This window comes from Kitasatospora sp. NPDC088351 (assembly GCF_040685575.1).
Lineage (GTDB): Bacteria > Actinomycetota > Actinomycetes > Streptomycetales > Streptomycetaceae > Kitasatospora.
In genome coordinates this window covers 1-15,342 of record NZ_JBFBIL010000046.1, presented here as the reverse complement: position 1 = coordinate 15,342, position 15,342 = coordinate 1, and the positions used below count along the sequence as shown (strand labels likewise).

General features: G+C 73.8%; 13 protein-coding genes. 7 read left to right on the top strand and 6 right to left on the bottom strand.

Features of this window, described 5'->3' with window-relative positions:
* Nucleotides 1-45: 45 nt before the first annotated feature.
* Nucleotides 46-1,227, top strand: coding sequence for a crosslink repair DNA glycosylase YcaQ family protein (locus AB0P06_RS26815; RefSeq protein WP_363611596.1), 1,182 nt, complete (start codon nt 46-48; stop codon nt 1,225-1,227).
* Between the two features lie 37 nt (nt 1,228-1,264).
* Here AB0P06_RS26815 and AB0P06_RS26810 read toward each other — a convergent pair whose 3' ends face one another.
* Complete coding sequence (locus tag AB0P06_RS26810) at nt 1,265-2,023, bottom strand: response regulator transcription factor (protein ID WP_363611594.1); 759 nt, start codon at nt 2,021-2,023, stop codon at nt 1,265-1,267.
* Nucleotides 2,024-2,239: 216 nt separating this feature from the next.
* On the bottom strand, nt 2,240-2,932 hold the full coding sequence (raiA, locus tag AB0P06_RS26805; RefSeq protein WP_363611592.1) for a ribosome-associated translation inhibitor RaiA: 693 nt from the start codon (nt 2,930-2,932) through the stop codon (nt 2,240-2,242).
* A 447-nt stretch (nt 2,933-3,379) separates the two neighbouring features.
* Here raiA and AB0P06_RS26800 point away from each other — a divergent pair, with 447 nt between their 5' ends.
* Nucleotides 3,380-4,054: a ComF family protein gene (locus AB0P06_RS26800; RefSeq protein WP_363611664.1), complete on the top strand. Its 675-nt coding sequence runs from the start codon at nt 3,380-3,382 to the stop codon at nt 4,052-4,054.
* On the opposite strand, the gene AB0P06_RS26795 is transcribed toward AB0P06_RS26800, so the two are convergent.
* The 3 genes from AB0P06_RS26795 to mtrA form a co-directional block, all read right to left on the bottom strand.
* Nucleotides 4,038-5,915: an LpqB family beta-propeller domain-containing protein gene (locus AB0P06_RS26795; RefSeq protein WP_363611590.1), complete on the bottom strand. Its 1,878-nt coding sequence runs from the start codon at nt 5,913-5,915 to the stop codon at nt 4,038-4,040. The genes AB0P06_RS26800 and AB0P06_RS26795 overlap by 17 nt on opposite strands.
* Complete coding sequence (gene mtrB / locus AB0P06_RS26790) at nt 5,890-7,914, bottom strand: MtrAB system histidine kinase MtrB (RefSeq protein ID WP_363611588.1); 2,025 nt, start codon at nt 7,912-7,914, stop codon at nt 5,890-5,892. Before mtrB ends, AB0P06_RS26795 begins: the two co-directional genes overlap by 26 nt.
* Nucleotides 7,915-8,044: 130 nt before the next feature.
* On the bottom strand, nt 8,045-8,722 hold the full coding sequence (mtrA, locus tag AB0P06_RS26785; protein ID WP_030247322.1) for an MtrAB system response regulator MtrA: 678 nt from the start codon (nt 8,720-8,722) through the stop codon (nt 8,045-8,047).
* Between the two features lie 287 nt (nt 8,723-9,009).
* Here mtrA and AB0P06_RS26780 point away from each other — a divergent pair, with 287 nt between their 5' ends.
* The 5 genes from AB0P06_RS26780 to AB0P06_RS26760 all read left to right on the top strand — a co-directional run bounded on the left by AB0P06_RS26780 (nt 9,010) and on the right by AB0P06_RS26760 (nt 14,527).
* Nucleotides 9,010-10,221 (top strand): hypothetical protein, encoded by a 1,212-nt coding sequence (locus AB0P06_RS26780; RefSeq protein WP_363611586.1) that lies wholly within the window; start codon nt 9,010-9,012, stop codon nt 10,219-10,221.
* Between the two features lie 5 nt (nt 10,222-10,226).
* Entirely contained in the window at nt 10,227-10,898 is a 672-nt protein-coding gene (locus AB0P06_RS26775) for a DUF4129 domain-containing protein (RefSeq protein ID WP_363611584.1), read from the top strand.
* Nucleotides 10,895-12,157, top strand: a complete 1,263-nt coding sequence (locus AB0P06_RS26770; RefSeq protein ID WP_363611582.1) for a DUF4350 domain-containing protein — start codon at nt 10,895-10,897, stop codon at nt 12,155-12,157. The genes AB0P06_RS26775 and AB0P06_RS26770 overlap by 4 nt, the downstream gene beginning before the upstream one ends.
* 101 nt (nt 12,158-12,258) lie before the next feature.
* Nucleotides 12,259-13,179: a MoxR family ATPase gene (locus AB0P06_RS26765; RefSeq protein ID WP_363611662.1), complete on the top strand. Its 921-nt coding sequence runs from the start codon at nt 12,259-12,261 to the stop codon at nt 13,177-13,179.
* Between the two features lie 37 nt (nt 13,180-13,216).
* Complete coding sequence (locus AB0P06_RS26760) at nt 13,217-14,527, top strand: DUF58 domain-containing protein (RefSeq protein WP_363611580.1); 1,311 nt, start codon at nt 13,217-13,219, stop codon at nt 14,525-14,527.
* A gap of 46 nt (nt 14,528-14,573) precedes the next feature.
* On the opposite strand, the gene AB0P06_RS26755 is transcribed toward AB0P06_RS26760, so the two are convergent.
* A complete protein-coding gene (locus tag AB0P06_RS26755) occupies nt 14,574-15,230 on the bottom strand; it encodes a transposase (protein ID WP_363611578.1) in 657 nt (218 codons plus the stop codon).
* Between the last annotated feature and the right edge of the window lie 112 nt (nt 15,231-15,342).

Genomic DNA, 15,342 nt, shown 5'->3' with positions numbered 1-15,342 from the left:
CCGCCCCGGCCGGGGCTGTCGGTGCCCCCGTCTACGCTCGCCGACATGACCGTCACGACTCCCGTCACGACCCTCAGCGCCGACGACGCCCGCCGGATCGCCCTGCGCGCGCAGGGCCTGCTCGGCGCGCCGGACCGCCGGTCCGGCGTCCGCGGGGTGCTGCGGCACCTGGGCGCCGTCCAGCTCGACACCATCTCGGTGCTGGCCCGCTCGCACGAACTGGTGCCGTACGCGCGCCTCGGCGCGGTCGGGCGGCCGGCGGTCGAGGCGGCGTACTGGGGCGCGGGGGCGAGCTTCGAGTACTGGTCCCACGCGGCCTGCGTCCTGCCGGTCGAGGAGTGGCCGCTGTTCGCGTTCCGGCGCCGCCGGTACCGCGACCGCGGCCACCTCTGGGGCCACCAGGTCACCCCGGAGACGTACCGGCACGTGCTGGACAAGCTGCGCTCCGAGGGGCCGCTCACCTCCACCGAGCTGGGCGGCGCCAAGAAGACGGCCGAGTGGTGGGACTGGTCCGACACCAAGATCGCGGTGGAGCGGGCGCTGGCCTTCGGCGACGTGGTCTGCACCGAGCGCCGGAGCTGGAAGCGGGTCTACGCGCTGGCCGAACAGGCGATCCCCGCCGAGTTGTTCGGCTCGGACCCGACCGACCGGGAGTGCCTGCGCACCCTGGTCGCCCAGGCCGGCGCCGCGCTCGGCGTGGCCACCAGGGCCGATCTCCAGGACTACCACCGGCTGCGCGCCGAGGAGTTGGGCCCGGTGCTCGCCGACTCCGGTCTCGTCCCGGTGGAGGTCGCGGGCTGGGGCCCGGCCGGCGCGCCGGCCGCGGCCTGGGCCGACCCGGCCGCACTCGCCGCCCCGCCGCGCGGGCGGCACCGCACCACGCTGCTCTCGCCGTTCGACTCATTGGTCTGGGACCGCCCGCGCACCGAACGGATCTTCGGCATGACGCACCGGCTGGAGGCCTACACGCCCCGGCACAAGCGGGTGCACGGCTACTTCGCGATGCCGCTGCTGGCCGGCGGCAGGCTGGTCGGCCGGGTCGATCCGGCCCGCGAGGGAAGGACCCTGGTGGCGCGTCAGGTGTCCCTGGAGGCGCCGCGCCACGTCGAGGCACTGGCGGTCGCGCTGCGCGAGGCCGCCGACTGGGTGGGCTGCGACACCGTCCGGGTGGAGGTGCTGCACGACGAGGCGCTGCGCCCGGCCCTGGAGAAGCGGCTCGACGGCTGAGGACCGACGACGGAGGCCCCCGCCCCCCGCTCGGCCGTCAGCCTATCTCGAGGATCTTCTCCCGCATCGCGTAGACCACGGCCTCCATCCTGGAGTGCAGTTGGAGCTTCTCCAGGATGTTGCGCACATGGTTCTTCACGGTGTTCTCGCTGATGAACAGCTCCTTGGCGATCTCCCGGTTGTTCATCCCGGTGGCCACCAGCTTCAGCACCTCCAGCTCCCGGTCGGTCAGCCGGGGCGCCGGCACCAGGTCCCGGTCGTCGGACCGGCGCTGGATCATCGACTTGAACTCGGTGAGCAGCTTGGAGGCCATCGACGGGCTGATCTGCGACTGCCCGTCGGCGACCGCCCGGATCGCGGTGGCGACCTCGTCGGTGGAGATCTCCTTCAGCAGGTAGCCGGTGGCGCCGGCCTTGATCGCCTCGTAGAGGTCGGCCTCCTCATCGCTTATCGTCAGCATGATGATCTTGGTGCTGGGCACCACGTCCTTGATCGCGGTACACGCCTCGATCCCGCTGCGCCGGGGCATCCGGACGTCCATCAGGATGATGTCGGGCAGCAGGTCCGCCGCCTTCAGCACGGCCTCGGCCCCGTCCCCCGCCTCGCCGATGACCTTGATGTCCTCTTCCTCCGCGAGCACGATCTCCAGGCCCCGGCGGAACAGGGCGTGGTCGTCCACCACCAGGACGCGGATCGGCTCCCCTCGGTGCGGGGCGTACTCGGGCTGCCCCCCAGGCCCCGGTGACACCCCCCTGACCGGCCCTGTGGCGGGCCCCAGCCCGAAGTGATCCCCCATCCGCTCCTCCCCCGTCGCCGGTCGTCGTGCGCCAATCATTCCACGCCGCGGGCCCCCTCCGGTCACCCTCCGCCGCCGATTCCCCCGCACAGGGTGACCCCGCCGAACCCCCTGCCCGCCGCCCGCCCGGCGCGCGGTGCCGCCACGGCCCCCGAAACGCCGGTGACCCCGGCGGCCACGGCCGCCGGGGTCACCTCTCCAACACTGCCCGGACGGTCAGTCCTCGTCGTCGGACCCACCGATCGCACCACCGGCGCCGGCCCCCGCCCCGGCCGAGCCGTCGGCCTTCAGGTGGATGACACCGTAGTTGTAACCGTGCCGGCGGTAGACGACGCTCGGCAGGCCGCTGTCCTTCTCCACGAAGAGGTAGAAGTCGTGGCCGACCAGTTCCATCTCGTAGAGCGCCTGGTCCAGCGCCATGGGGGCGGCCGGGTGGGTCTTCTCCCGGACCACCAGCGGGCCTTCGCCCTCCACTTCCAGGGATCCCATCATGGTCTTGCGGACGGCTCCGTTGGTCTCGCCCTCGTGCCGCGTCGTGTCGGGCAGCGCGGCCAGGGCCGCGGTCGCCTCGGCGACGCTGATGGGGGTGCGGCCGTTGCCGCCCTTGTGCACCCGGCGCCGGTCTGCGGACTTGCGCAGCTGCGCGTCGAGCTTCGCCGAAGCCAGGTCGAGCGCCGCGTACGGGTCCCCGGCGGCGGCCTCGGCCCGGATCACCGGTCCACGAGTACGGAGAGTGATCTCCACCCGCTCGGACCGGTCGGCCTGACGCGGGTTGTGCTCCTTGGACACCTCGACGTCGAGGCTGATCACCTTGCCGTCGAACTTCTGGACCTTCTCCAGCTTCTCGGCCACGTGCTCGCGGAACCTCTTGGGCACCTCGGTCTTGCGGCCCTTGACGACGATGTCCACGCAGAACTCCGATCCCTCGTGCTGACGCCGATCCGGGTGCTACCGGATCGGGCTGAGACCCAGCTGGACCAGCCAATCCACTGCCGGCCCCCCGTCTCCACCGCCAGCGGCGGAAACGACTGGCCCTCACCTCACTTCCTCCCCACCAGGGACGGTTGAAACCCCCTGGAGCCTTATCGAACACCTCACACGGGGTTTCCGCCTCCCCAGGCGGAAAAGTGGGTATGACCCGATGCTGTGGGCTAGCGGTCAAGCTGTTGCACCCTGTCTACCCTCATGCGAGTGAAGTATGGGTAAATACCTGGACAACACCCCCCGTACGGCGCATTCTTTGCTCACTCTTCGTGCCTGCCGCCAGGAGCAGCCGTGCCGCCCACCACCGCTCCCGCCCGTCCCCGGCCCGCCCGGGGGCCGTTCGCCCACGCACTGGCCGGGCTGCTGGGCCTGCTGCTGCCGGCCCGCTGTGCGGGCTGCGGCGCCGATCGCGTCCGGCTCTGCCCGTCCTGCCGGCGCGCCCTGGCCACCGCCCGGCCCGGCCCCACCGTGCTGCCCCGGGTGCACGCCGCCGCCCCCTACGCCGGCCCGGTACGGCAACTGCTGCTCGCCCACAAGGAGCGCGGCGCGCTGTGGCTGGCCGACCCGCTCGGCGACGCGCTCGCCCGGGCCGTGTGCTCCGCCCTCGGGCCGCGCGCCGGGCTCACCCCGCTGCTGCTCGTCCCGATGCCCTCCGCCCGCACCGCCGTCCGTGCCCGTGGCCACGACCCGACGCTGCGGCTGGCCCGCGCCGCTGCAAGGTCCCTGCGCCGGAGCGGCCTGAACGCCCGGGCCGCGCCACTGCTGCGACACACCCGCCCGGTCGCCGACCAGGCCGGTCTGACCGCCGCCGAGCGCAGGCGCAACCTGCACGGCGCGCTCGCCGTCCTGCCCCGCGCGCACCGGCTGCTGGACGGCCGCCTGCCCGTCCTGGTGGACGACCTGGTGACCACCGGCGCCAGCCTCGCCGAGGCGGCCCGGGCGCTGGCCGCCGCCGGCCTCCCGGCGAGCGCGGCCGGCACCGTCGCGGCCGTCGTCCCGCACCGGCCCGGCCGGTTCCCCCCGGCCGGCCTCAGCCCGGGTAGATGAACGAGCCGGCCCGGTGCGTCAGGACGAGTTCGCGCCACTGGCTGTTGACCAGCCGGTAGATCTTGCCGTCGGCGCCCTGGAGCGCGAGCACCGGCGGCGGCACCTGGGCCGAGCTCTCCGCCCGGGACTCGGCCGCCTCCACGGTGGCCATCCCCTCGCCGCCCTGCAGGGAGCCGTCGGAGCTCTGCGAGCCGTCCGTGCTGATGTAGTACAGCTGCTGCAGCCGGTCCCGCTCCTTGCCCAGCACCAGCAGCTGGTCCGCCTCCGCCCAGGACACCGAGGAGACCTCGGTGAGAAGCGGGGCGATGGTGCGCAGCCCGATGATCCTCGCGGTGGGCGCGTTCGGGGTGCCGCCGTGCTGCACCAGGCCGACCGCCAGCCGCTGCGAGCCCTTCTCGGTCCTGAGCACCATGGCCGCCCGGACCCCGTCCGAGGAGATCTTGAGGCTCTGTACGGTGCTCTTCTGCAGGCCGTCGACCGGCACGGTGACGGGCTTGTTGCCGCGCACCAGCAGCACCTTGGGGTTCTGCGGGTCGCGGTCCACCACCCAGAGATCGCCGCGGCCGTCCCAGCTGGGCGACGCGAGACCGTCCTCGCTCTTCTCGGTGGACCGGGCCGTGGAGGTGGCCACCGGCTCGGGCAGGGCCTGGGCCGTGTCCGCCAGCGGTACCGAGTAGAGCTGCTGGCCGTCCTTGCTGATGACGGCGGCCTGCAAGCCGTCGCGCCGCACCGCCACGGTGCCGAGCGGGCGCTTCGACTGGGGCTTGCCGAGCGGCCCGCGGACGGGACTGCCGTCGCCCGCGTCGTGGGCGTCCATCAGCACGCCGTCGTCGGCGCGCTGGTAGTACTGCTGGCCGGCCAGCGGTCCGGCCAGCGCGCCGGGGCCGTTGGCCGACACGTCGCTGCGGATCACCTGGCAGTTGTTGCCGTGCGGGCCCTTCAGCTCCAGCCGCTCCACCTGCCCCTTGCCCTGGTCGGCGAGGGTGTAGAAGAGCTGGGCCGCCATCCTCCGGCAGAGCAGGGTGCCGCCGAGGTCGGGGCCGGCGAGTTCGACGCGGGCGATACGGCCGTCGTCGACCGTCACCTTCTGGACGGTGACACCGGCCGGGAAGGCGGTCCGGGCCACCGGCGCGAGCCAGTCGGAGGGCCCGGCGACCACGGCCTTGGCGGCCGAGGTCAGCGGGTCTATTCGGCGCCGCAGGTAGATCGGGTCGGCGATCAGCACCTCCTGGGCGCCGGTCCCGGAGGTGGCGGACGAGGACGGATCGGGGACCGTGTAGAAGAACCGGTCCACCTGGCGGTAGCTGTTGCGGAAGTTGGTCTCGTTGATGATCAGACCGTCGGGCAGCTTGCCGATCCGCCACTCGCCGGACTTCTCCCGGACGAACGCGAATTCGAGGTAGACGCTCTCCGGGGTCTCCAGAAGGGTGTACGAGTGCTTGCCGTCGACCCGGGCGACGACCGTACCGGGGACGGAGGCGGTCATCGCGGTGTCGGTATCGGCCACGTTCTGGGCGACGGGCACGGTGGGGTTGGCGGAGAGCACCTGGATACCCGCCTCCGGGCTCCACTTGGCGGCGGCCTCGTCCGTGAGGTACTTGCGCGCGGTGTCGTAGCCCTCGTCGGCGGTGAGGGTGTCCAGGAAGCCCGTCAGCAGGTCACGCGGCTTGGCCCCCTTGGCGGGCTCCACCGGAAAGACCCTGACCTGGAGGTTCTTGTCCACGGCGCCCTGCGACGGCTCGACCCTGCCGATGCTGCCGGAGTCCGGCATCCCGGCGCAGCCGCCCGCCAGCAGGGCGCCCAGCACCGCACCGGCCACCGCGGCCAGCCTCGGCTCAGTCCTGCTGCTCGTCCCTCGCACGCCGCGACCCCTCCGTGTCCGTCCAGCCCGTGCCATGCGCGGCGGCCGCCGTGCCCGTCGTCCCCGGCTCCGCCGTCCGCTGTGCCACCGACGGCCGACCGGGCGTCGGGTCCACCATGACCTGGGCGCCGGTGGCACCGTACCCGGCCCCGACCGTCCGCACGTCCGAGGGATCGGCGCGCGGCCCCTCGGGCAGCCGGCGGGTACCCAGACCGGGGCCGAGGTTCAGCACCCCGCCCAGCCCGCTGCCGAAGCCGTTGCCGGTGCCCTCCGGCGTCTCCGGGACGGCCTGCTCCTCGGCGGCGGCCAGCGCGGTGGCACCGGCCGGCCGGATCGCCCGCCGGTACGGCGTCCCGTACGAACCGAGGCCCCGGTTGCTGCGGGAGTCCTCCGGCTCCAGCCGGAACGGCGCCCGGCTGATCTCGCCGCCGCGGGTGCGCGGCAGCGTGAGCCGGAAGTGCGAGCCGCCGCCGGGCTCGCCCCAGGCCTGCAGCCAGCCGCCGTGCAGGTGCGCGTCCTCGACCGCGATGGACAGGCCGAGGCCGGTGCCGCCGGTGGTCCGCACCCGGGACGGGTCGGCCCGCCAGAAGCGGTGGAACACCCGGGACGCCTCGCCCGGCTTGAGGCCGATGCCGTAGTCCCGCACGCCGACCGCGACCGCGCCGTCGGCCGAGCCCAGCCGGACCACGACGTCCCGGCCCTCGCCGTGCTCCAGCGCGTTGACCACCAGGTTGCGCAGGATGCGCTCGATCCGCCGGGAGTCGACCTCCGCCACCACCGGTTCGCCGTCACCGCGGATCACCACCGCGCTGCCCTTGGCCTGCGCCAGCGGGTCGGCGGCCTCGACCACCCGGCCGACGATGTCGCGCAGGTCGACCGGCTCGGCGTCCAGGATCGCGGCGCCCGCGTCGAACCGGCTGATCTCCAGCAGGTCGGCCAGCAGCGACTCGAAGCGGTCCAGCTGGCCCTGGAGCAGTTCGGCCGAACGGGCCGCCATCGGGTCCAGGTCCTCGCGGCTGTCGTAGATCAGGTCGGCGGCCATCCGGACGGTGGTCAGCGGGGTGCGCAGCTCGTGCGAGACGTCCGAGACGAAGCGCCGCTGCACCCGGGAGAGCTCCTCCAGCTGACGGATCTGGGCCTGCAGCGCGTTGGCCATCCGGTTGAACGATTCTCCGAGGCGGGCGATGTCGTCCGTCCCGGTGACCTTCATCCGCTCCTCCAGGTGCCCGGCGGCCAGCCGCTCGGAGATCCCGGCGGCCATCCGCACCGGTGTGACCACCTGGCGCACCACCAGCCAGGCGATACCGCCGAGCAGGATCACCACGAACACCCCGGCGGTCGCCAGGGTGCCGGTGACCATGCCCAGGGTGTCGGTCTCCTGGCCGAAGGAGAAGACGTAGTACAGCTGGTAGCTGGTGGCGTTGGTCGGGCCGACGAACTGCATGCCGACCGCGAGGCCGGGCTCGGGGTGGCGGCCGTTGTCGCTGGCCCGGCGGATCGAGGTCGGCTGGTCGAACGCCAGACCCGGTTCCGCCGAGACCTTCGCCCGCAGCGTCTCGGGGATGCTGATCGGCAGGATGTCACCGGAGTAGCGCGGGCCCACGCTGGTGTTCTCCGGCGAGACCGTCTGACCGCTGGGCAGGACGGCGATCACCGAGTAGACGCTCTGCCCGCTGGCCGCGAGGTCACCGACCTGCTTGAGCAGCCAGGTGCCCAGTTCCTCGGTGGTCGGATCGGGGGTGGCCCCGACCTTGAAGCGCAGGTCCTTCGCCTCGTCGATCTTCTTCAGCTCGGTCGCGAAGCCGTCGCTGGCCTGGTTCCGCGCCGAGGTCCTCTTGGTGTCCAGCAGCCCGGTGCGCACCTGGGCCACCACCACCACGCCCAGCACCAGCACCACCACGACGGACAGCATCAGGGTGGCCGCGACCACCCGCAGCTGGATGGAGCGGTGGTACAGCGCCGTCACCCGGTGCAGGGGGCGGCGCAGCTGACGGGTCACCGGCGCGAGCAGAGTACCCGGGCCGCGTCGGCGGCGGCTCCTGGTGGTCGAGCTCAGGACGTCCCCGCGCACGGCGGCGCCCCCCTCGGTCGCGGAACCCGAAGGGGTGTCGTCAGCCTGGTACGCCACGTCAGCTGGGCCCGGCCTTGTAGCCGACGCCACGGACGGTCACCACGATCTCGGGGCGCTCCGGGTCCTTCTCGATCTTGGAGCGCAGGCGCTGGACATGCACGTTGACCAGCCGGGTGTCCGCCGCGTGGCGGTAGCCCCAGACCTGCTCCAGCAGCACCTCACGGGTGAACACCTGCCAGGGCTTGCGGGCCAGCGCGACCAGCAGGTCGAACTCCAGCGGGGTCAGCGGGATGCCCCGGCCGTCCCGCTTCACCGAGTGGCCGGCCACGTCGATCACCAGATCGCCGATGGTCAGCTGCTCGGGCGTCGGCTCCTCGGCACGACGCAGCCGGGCCCGTACCCGGGCCACCAGCTCCTTGGGCTTGAACGGCTTGGTGACGTAGTCGTCGGCGCCCGACTCCAGGCCCACCACCACGTCCACCGTGTCCGTCTTCGCGGTCAGCATGACGATCGGAATGCCGGACTCCGCCCGGATCTGCCGGCAGACGTCGATACCGTCCCGTCCGGGCAGCATCAGGTCCAGCAGAACCAGATCCGGCTTGGTCTCCCTGAACGCGGCTAGCGCCCTGTCTCCATCCGCGACGAAAAACGGCTCAAAACCCTCACCACGCAGCACAATGCCGAGCATCTCGGCCAGTGCGGAGTCGTCATCAACGACGAGGACGCGTCCCTTCATGGGTCCATCCTCTCATTACCGGATTGTGACCTGCCGCACAGCAGTCCCATTGCTCCAGAACGGCCAACTGGCGACCCGGCGAATTCCGGCCATACCGGACGAATATCCTCCGGCTCCCCGCCCGGGAACCGTCCGGACCGGCCCGCCGTCCCCGCTCGGCGGCCCCGTTGCCGTTCAGCAACCGGATACCCATGAGAGGCGTCCGACCACCATGGCACGATGGGCGCTGCGCACGGGTGAAGATCCACCCGCCTCCGCGAACCCTGACGCCCCTCCGAGGAGCAGTGATGACCGACACTCCGGGCTGGGCCTCGCCCGGCTCGTCCGAGCAACCCCGCGACGACGCCCGGCCCCCGGCCGACGCGCCCGCCGCCGTGCCCGGACAGTCGGCACCACCCCACGGCGCACCCACCGCACCCCCCGCCTGGGGCGCCGGCTACGGCGGCCCGCAGTACGGTCCCGGGCCCCAGTACGGCCCCGGCGGCCCGTACGGGCAGGGCGGCCCGCAGTACGGCTGGGGGGTGCCGCAGAGCCCCAAGCCCGGCATCATCCCGCTGCGCCCGCTCGGCCTCGGCGAGATCCTCGACGGCGCCGTCTCCACCATCCGCAAGCACTGGCGCACCACGCTCGGCCTCTCGCTGGGCGTCGCCGTGGTCCAGCAGGCCGTGGGCACCGCCCTGGAGCTGTCCGTCAGCGGCGACACCGGCGACTTCACACCCGTGCTGTCCGCCCTGGCCAGCCTGCCGGTGACGCTGCTGCTCAGCGTGGTCGCCGCCGCCCTGCTGACCATGGTGGTCAGCCGCGCCATCCTCGGACAGTCCGCCACCATCCGCGACGCCTGGCGCGACGCCCGGCCCCGGGTGTTCCAGCTGCTCGGACTGACCCTGCTGACCGCCCTGATCAGCGTCGGCATCGTGCTGCTCGGCTTCGCCCCGATGATCGGCTACCTGCTGGCCGGCGCCGACGAACCCGTCATCGCGGCCCTGCTGTTCATCGTCGGCCTGCTCAGCCTCCCGGTCGCGGTCTGGGTCTGGATCCAGCTCAGCCTGGCCGCCCCCGCCCTGATGCTGGAGAAGCAGGGCGTGCTGACCGCGCTCTCCCGCTCCCGCCGCCTGGTCCGCGGCTCCTGGTGGCGGATGTTCGGCATCAACCTGCTCAGCCAGCTGCTGGCCGGCATCGTCGCCGGCGTGATCGCGATGCCGTTCATGATGGTCGGCCTGGTCCTCGGCTTCGACGACCTCAGCAGCCAGGTCGACTCCGGCGACCCGGCGAGCCTGCCCACCGCGATGCTGATCACCAGCGCGATCGCCGGTGTGATCTCCTCCACCATCACCATCCCGTTCACCGCCACCATCGGTGTGCTGCTCTACGTCGACCAGCGGATCCGCCGCGAGGCCCTCGACATCGAGCTCGCCCGCGCCGCAGGCCTGCCCGAGCACGGCGGCACCGGCGGCCCCGGCTGGGGCGGCCAGGGCGGTCCCGCCCCCGCGAGGCTCTGAACCGCATGCCGAACTGGGGGGACAGAATGCCGGCGGCGGGCGGCGCCCCGGTCACCGTCGGGCGGGACCCGGCCCGCGACGCGGCCCGCGACGAACTGCTCAACGCCGACTACCACCGCCACGACCCGAGCCTCCAGCAGCGGATCCTGGACTGGATCGCCGACCGGATCGGCGACGCGCTCGACGCCATCTCGGGCAACGGCACCACCGGCACCACCGGGCTGGTCCTCTTCCTGGTGGTCGCCGTCCTGATCGGCGCGGCCCTGTGGTGGCGCCTCGGCGCGCCCAAGCGGGCCGTCCGCACCACCCTCGGCGTCTACGGCACCGCCGGGCCGCGCACCGCCGCCCAGCACCGGGCCGACGCCGAACGGCACGCCGCCGCCGGGCAGTGGACCGAGGCCGTCCGCGAGCGGATGCGCGCCCTGGTCCGGGCCCTGGAGGAACGCGCCCTCCTCGACGCCCGCCCCGGCCGCACCGCCGACGAGGCCGCCGCCGAGGCCGGCCGGGCGCTGCCCGAGCACGCCGCCGCCCTCACCGCGGCCGCCGTCGTCTTCGACGACATCGCCTATGGCGAGCGCACCGCCGACCAGGCCGCGTACCGGCTGCTGCGCGACCTCGACCAGACCCTGGAACGCGCCCGCCCGGCGCTCGCCCCGGCCCCGGAAGGAGCGGCATGACGACCAGCGCCACCCCCGCGTCGGCCGCCCCGCCGGCCACCGCCGCGCCTGCGACCGCCCCGCAGGCCGCCGGACCGCCGCCGCCCGCCGCCCCCAGCAGCCTCGCGCCCACCGGCCGCGGCCTCTGGCACCGCTCGCGCTGGTACCTGCTCACGGTGGCGGTCCTGCTGCTCGCCGCCGCCGTGCTGGCCGGCCTCAACCAGGAGCGCCGCTACGCCCCGCTCGACCCGCGCTCCTACGACGCCTCCGGCAGCCACGCCGTAATCACCCTGCTCCAGCGCGAGGGCCTCAAGGTCGACATCACCGCCGACCTGGCCACCCACACCACCGGCGCCGACACCCTCGTCGTCCCCGAACCCGACCTGCTGGCCCCGGAGCAGTTGCGCGCCCTCGCCGCCGCCCGGCACACCCGGCTGGTCCTGATCTCCCCCGGCCCGGCCGCCCTCAGCGCGCTGGCCCCCGGTGTCCGCCCCTCCGACGAAGGCGGCGGCCCGCCCTACGCCTCCGTCCGCAGCACCCCCGCCCAGTGCTCGCTCACCGAGGCCGTCCGGGCCGGCAGCGCCCACCTCGGCGGCCTGCTGTACACCGCCGGCACCCGCGGCGAGGGCTGCTACCCGCGCGGCCACGGCTACCCCCTGGTCAGCGTCCCGCTCGGCCGCGGCGGCGGCGATGTCATCGTCCTCGGCAGCGGCGAGTTCCTCAGCAACGAGCTGCTCAAGAAGGACGGCAACGCCTCTCTCGCCCTCGGCCTGCTCGGCTCCCAGCCCAGCCTCACCTGGCACCTGCCCGACTACAGCGCCCCGGTCGCCACCCACGGCGCCAAGCAGTTCACCGACTTCATCCCCGACGGCTGGCGCTGGGCCGCCTACCAGCTCGGCATCGCCGCGCTGCTCGCCGCCGTCTGGCGCGCCCGCCGGCTCGGCCCCGTCGTCGGCGAGGACCTGCCCGTGGTGGTCCGCGCCGCCGAGACCACCGAGGGCCGTGCCCGCCTCTACCGGCGGGCCAAGGCCCGCGGCCGCGCCGCCGACGCGCTGCGCCGCGCCGCCGCCCACCGCCTCGCCCCGGCCCTGGGCGTCCCGCTCAGCGCCGGCGCCCCCGACTCCACCGCGCTCTGCGCGGCCGTCACCGACCGCCTCCCCGACCGCCCCGCCGGGGACGCCCGGGCCCTCCTGTACGGCCCGCCCCCGACCGACGACGCCGCACTGCTGCGGCTCGCCGACGATCTCGACGCCCTCGAAAGGCAGGTACGGAAGCCGTGACCGAACAGGCCACCGCCACCCCGCTCGACACCCCCGGCACGGCGACTGCCACCCCTGGTACCCCCGGCGGCACGGACGACCCGCGCCAGGCGCTCACCGCCCTGCGCGCCGAGATCGCCAAAGCCGTGGTCGGCCAGGACGCCGCCGTCACCGGCCTGGTCGTCGCCCTGCTCTGCGGCGGCCACGTGCTCCTGGAGGGCGTCCCCGGCGTCGCCAAGACCCTGCTGATCCGCACCCTGTCCACCGCCCTCAGCCTGGACACCAAGCGCATCCAGTTCACCCCCGACCTGATGCCCGGCGATGTCACCGGCTCCCTCGTCTACGACGCCCGCACTGCCGAGTTCTCCTTCCAGCCCGGCCCGGTCTTCACCAACCTGCTGCTCGCGGACGAGATCAACCGCACGCCGCCCAAGACCCAGGCCGCCCTGCTGGAGGCCATGGAGGAGCACCAGGTCACCGTGGACGGCGAGCCGCGCGCACTGCCCGCCCCGTTCCTGGTCGCCGCCACCCAGAACCCCGTCGAGTACGAGGGCACCTACCCGCTGCCCGAGGCCCAGCTCGACCGCTTCCTGCTCAAGCTGATCCTGCCGCTGCCCGACCGGGACCAGGAGTTCCAGATCCTCGCCCGGCACGCCGCCGGCTTCGACCCGCGCGACCTCGCCTCGGCGGGCGTGCGCCCGGTGGCCGGCCCCGAGCACATCGCCGCCGCCCGCGAGCAGATCGCCAAACTCACCGTCTCGCCCGAGGTGCTCGCCTACGTCGTCGACCTCTGCCGGGCCACCCGGCAGTCCCCGTCGCTGTCGATCGGCGTCTCCCCGCGCGGCGCCACCGCACTGCTCGGCGCCTCCCGCGCCTGGGCCTGGCTGGCCGGCCGCGACTACGTCACCCCCGACGACGTCAAGGCGCTCGCGCTGCCCACCCTGCGCCACCGCGTCGCGCTGCGCGCCGAGGCCGAGATGGAGGGTGTCACCGCGGACTCGGTCATCCAGGCCGTCCTCGCCCAGACGCCCGCCCCTCGCTGACCCCTTCCTTCCGTCCCTCCCCGTAGGAGCGCACCGCATGGCCCTCACCGGGCGAACCGCCCTGCTCGCCGCACTCGGCGCGCTCGTCGTGGGCCTGCTCCTGCCCTCCGTGACCGGGATCGCCGCCGTCACCGGCGCGGTCCTGCTCGCCGTCCTCACCGACCTGGTGCTCGCCGCCCCGGTCCGCAGTCTGCGGATCACCCGGGGTGGCGACACCAGCGTCCGGCTCGGCGAACCCGCCACCGTCGAACTGACCGTGACCAACCCTTCGGGCCGCCTGCTCAGGGGGCGCCTCCGCGACGCCTGGGCACCGTCCGCCTGGCGGCCCGGCACCGAGATCGCCGCCTCCCGGCACGTCCTGCGGATTCCCGGCGGCGAGCGGCGCCGCGTCACCACCGTGCTCACCCCGACCCGGCGCGGCGACCACCACGCCAGGAAGGTGACGGTCCGTTCCCTCGGGCCGCTCGGCCTGGCCGGCCGGCAGGGATCACACCTCGTCCCCTGGGCGGTCCGCGCCCTGCCCGCGTTCGACAGCCGCAAGCACCTGCCCTCCCGGCTCGCCCGGCTGCGCGAACTCGACGGCCGCACCTCCGTCCTGACCCGTGGCCAGGGCACCGAGTTCGACTCCCTGCGCGAGTACCTGCCGGGCGACGACGTCCGCTCGATCGACTGGCGCGCCAGCGCCCGCCGGAACACCGTCGCCATCCGTACCTGGCGCCCCGAACGCGACCGGCACATCCTGATCGTCCTCGACACCGGCCGCACCTCCGCCGGCCGGGTCGGCGACGCCCCCCGGCTGGACGCCTCCCTCGACGCCGCGCTGCTGCTCACCGCGCTCGCCACCCGGGCCGGTGACCGGGTCGACCTGCTCGCCCACGACCTGCGCAAGCGGGCCTCGGTGGCCGGCCGTTCCCCCAGCGAGATCCTGCCGGCCTTCACCAACGCGATGGCCCTGCTGGAACCCGCCCTCTACGAGACCGACATGCGTTCCCTGGTCTCCACCGCGCTCACGATGGCACCGCACCGCTCACTGATCGTCCTGCTCACCGGCCTCGACGCGGCACCGGTCGAGGACGGCCTGCTGCCGCTGCTGCCGCTGCTCACCAAGCGCCACGAGGTCGTGCTGGCCTCCGTGGCCGACCCTCGCCTCGACGAGCTGGCCACCGGCCGCGGCACCGTCGAGGCCGTGTACGGCGCGGCGGCTGCCGAGCAGACCCGTGCCGACCGCCGGCTCACCGCCGACCGGCTCACCCGCCACGGCGTGACCGTCCTGGACGCCCCGCCGACCGCGGTGGCCCCGGCCCTCGCCGACGCCTACCTGGCGCTGAAGGCCGCCGGCCGGCTCTGAGCCCTCCCGAGCGCTCCGAGCCGGCTGGCTGGCTGGCTGGTGATCCCTAGTAGCGGGGCTTCACCCAGACGTGGACGCCGCGTGCGGTCCCCTCGTCCTCCTCGGACTCCTCCACCACACTGCCCTGCCACTCGGTGATCCCCGCCGACAGCGCGGCCGCCGAGGACTTGTCCCCGTGGAAACCCTCCCGGGCCGCCTGGTAGGCGAACCAGCGCTCCACGTGCGCGAGCCAGGCCGACTCGTTCGGGGCGAAGTGCATGACGAACCGCGGGTGCGCCCGAAGCCAGTTGATGACCGTCGGCGACTTGTGCGTGAAGTAGTTGTCGCAGATCAGGTGGACCTCGCCGCCCTCCGGCAGCTCCTGGTCCAGCCTCGACAGGTACTGCCGGAAGGCCACCCCCCGCCGCCTGCGGTGCAGGGTGCCGACGACCTTCTCCGAGGTGGCGTCGAGCGCCCCCAGCAGGGTCGCCACGGTGGCCGGCAGCGGCTCGCGCCGCAGCTCCTCCAGCGCGGCCCTGAGCTTCGGCCGCAACACCGTCTCGGCGTCGACGTGCAGTGCCAGCACCCGCTCCGGCGGGGCCAGGTACAGACCGGCCACCTCGTGCGAGCTCTCCATCGTGAACGGGTCCGTCGCCAGGCTGAAAGGCTCGGTGCGCGGCTTGGTTTCTTCGGGGTTGGCCTTGGGGCCAGGACGACGTGCCATACCGCGATCGTATCCTGCGTAAACGCAGAGAACCCCCACCCGGAATCGGGTGGGGGTTCTCTGGAATAATTGTTCGGCGGCGTCCTACTCTCCCACAGGGTCCCCCCTGCAG

What these genes read in the sequence shown, in the direction of transcription:
- AB0P06_RS26815 (WP_363611596.1), top strand. Translation starts at nt 46, where the DNA reads ATGACCGTCACGACTCCCGTCACGACCCTCAGCGCCGACGACGCCCGC.
- AB0P06_RS26755 (WP_363611578.1), bottom strand. Translation starts at nt 15,230, where the DNA reads ATGGCACGTCGTCCTGGCCCCAAGGCCAACCCCGAAGAAACCAAGCCG.
- mtrA (WP_030247322.1), bottom strand. Translation starts at nt 8,722, where the DNA reads ATGAAGGGACGCGTCCTCGTCGTTGATGACGACTCCGCACTGGCCGAG.
- AB0P06_RS26760 (WP_363611580.1), top strand. Translation starts at nt 13,217, where the DNA reads ATGGCCCTCACCGGGCGAACCGCCCTGCTCGCCGCACTCGGCGCGCTC.
- AB0P06_RS26770 (WP_363611582.1), top strand. Translation starts at nt 10,895, where the DNA reads ATGACGACCAGCGCCACCCCCGCGTCGGCCGCCCCGCCGGCCACCGCC.
- AB0P06_RS26775 (WP_363611584.1), top strand. Translation starts at nt 10,227, where the DNA reads ATGCCGAACTGGGGGGACAGAATGCCGGCGGCGGGCGGCGCCCCGGTC.
- AB0P06_RS26810 (WP_363611594.1), bottom strand. Translation starts at nt 2,023, where the DNA reads ATGGGGGATCACTTCGGGCTGGGGCCCGCCACAGGGCCGGTCAGGGGG.
- AB0P06_RS26780 (WP_363611586.1), top strand. Translation starts at nt 9,010, where the DNA reads ATGACCGACACTCCGGGCTGGGCCTCGCCCGGCTCGTCCGAGCAACCC.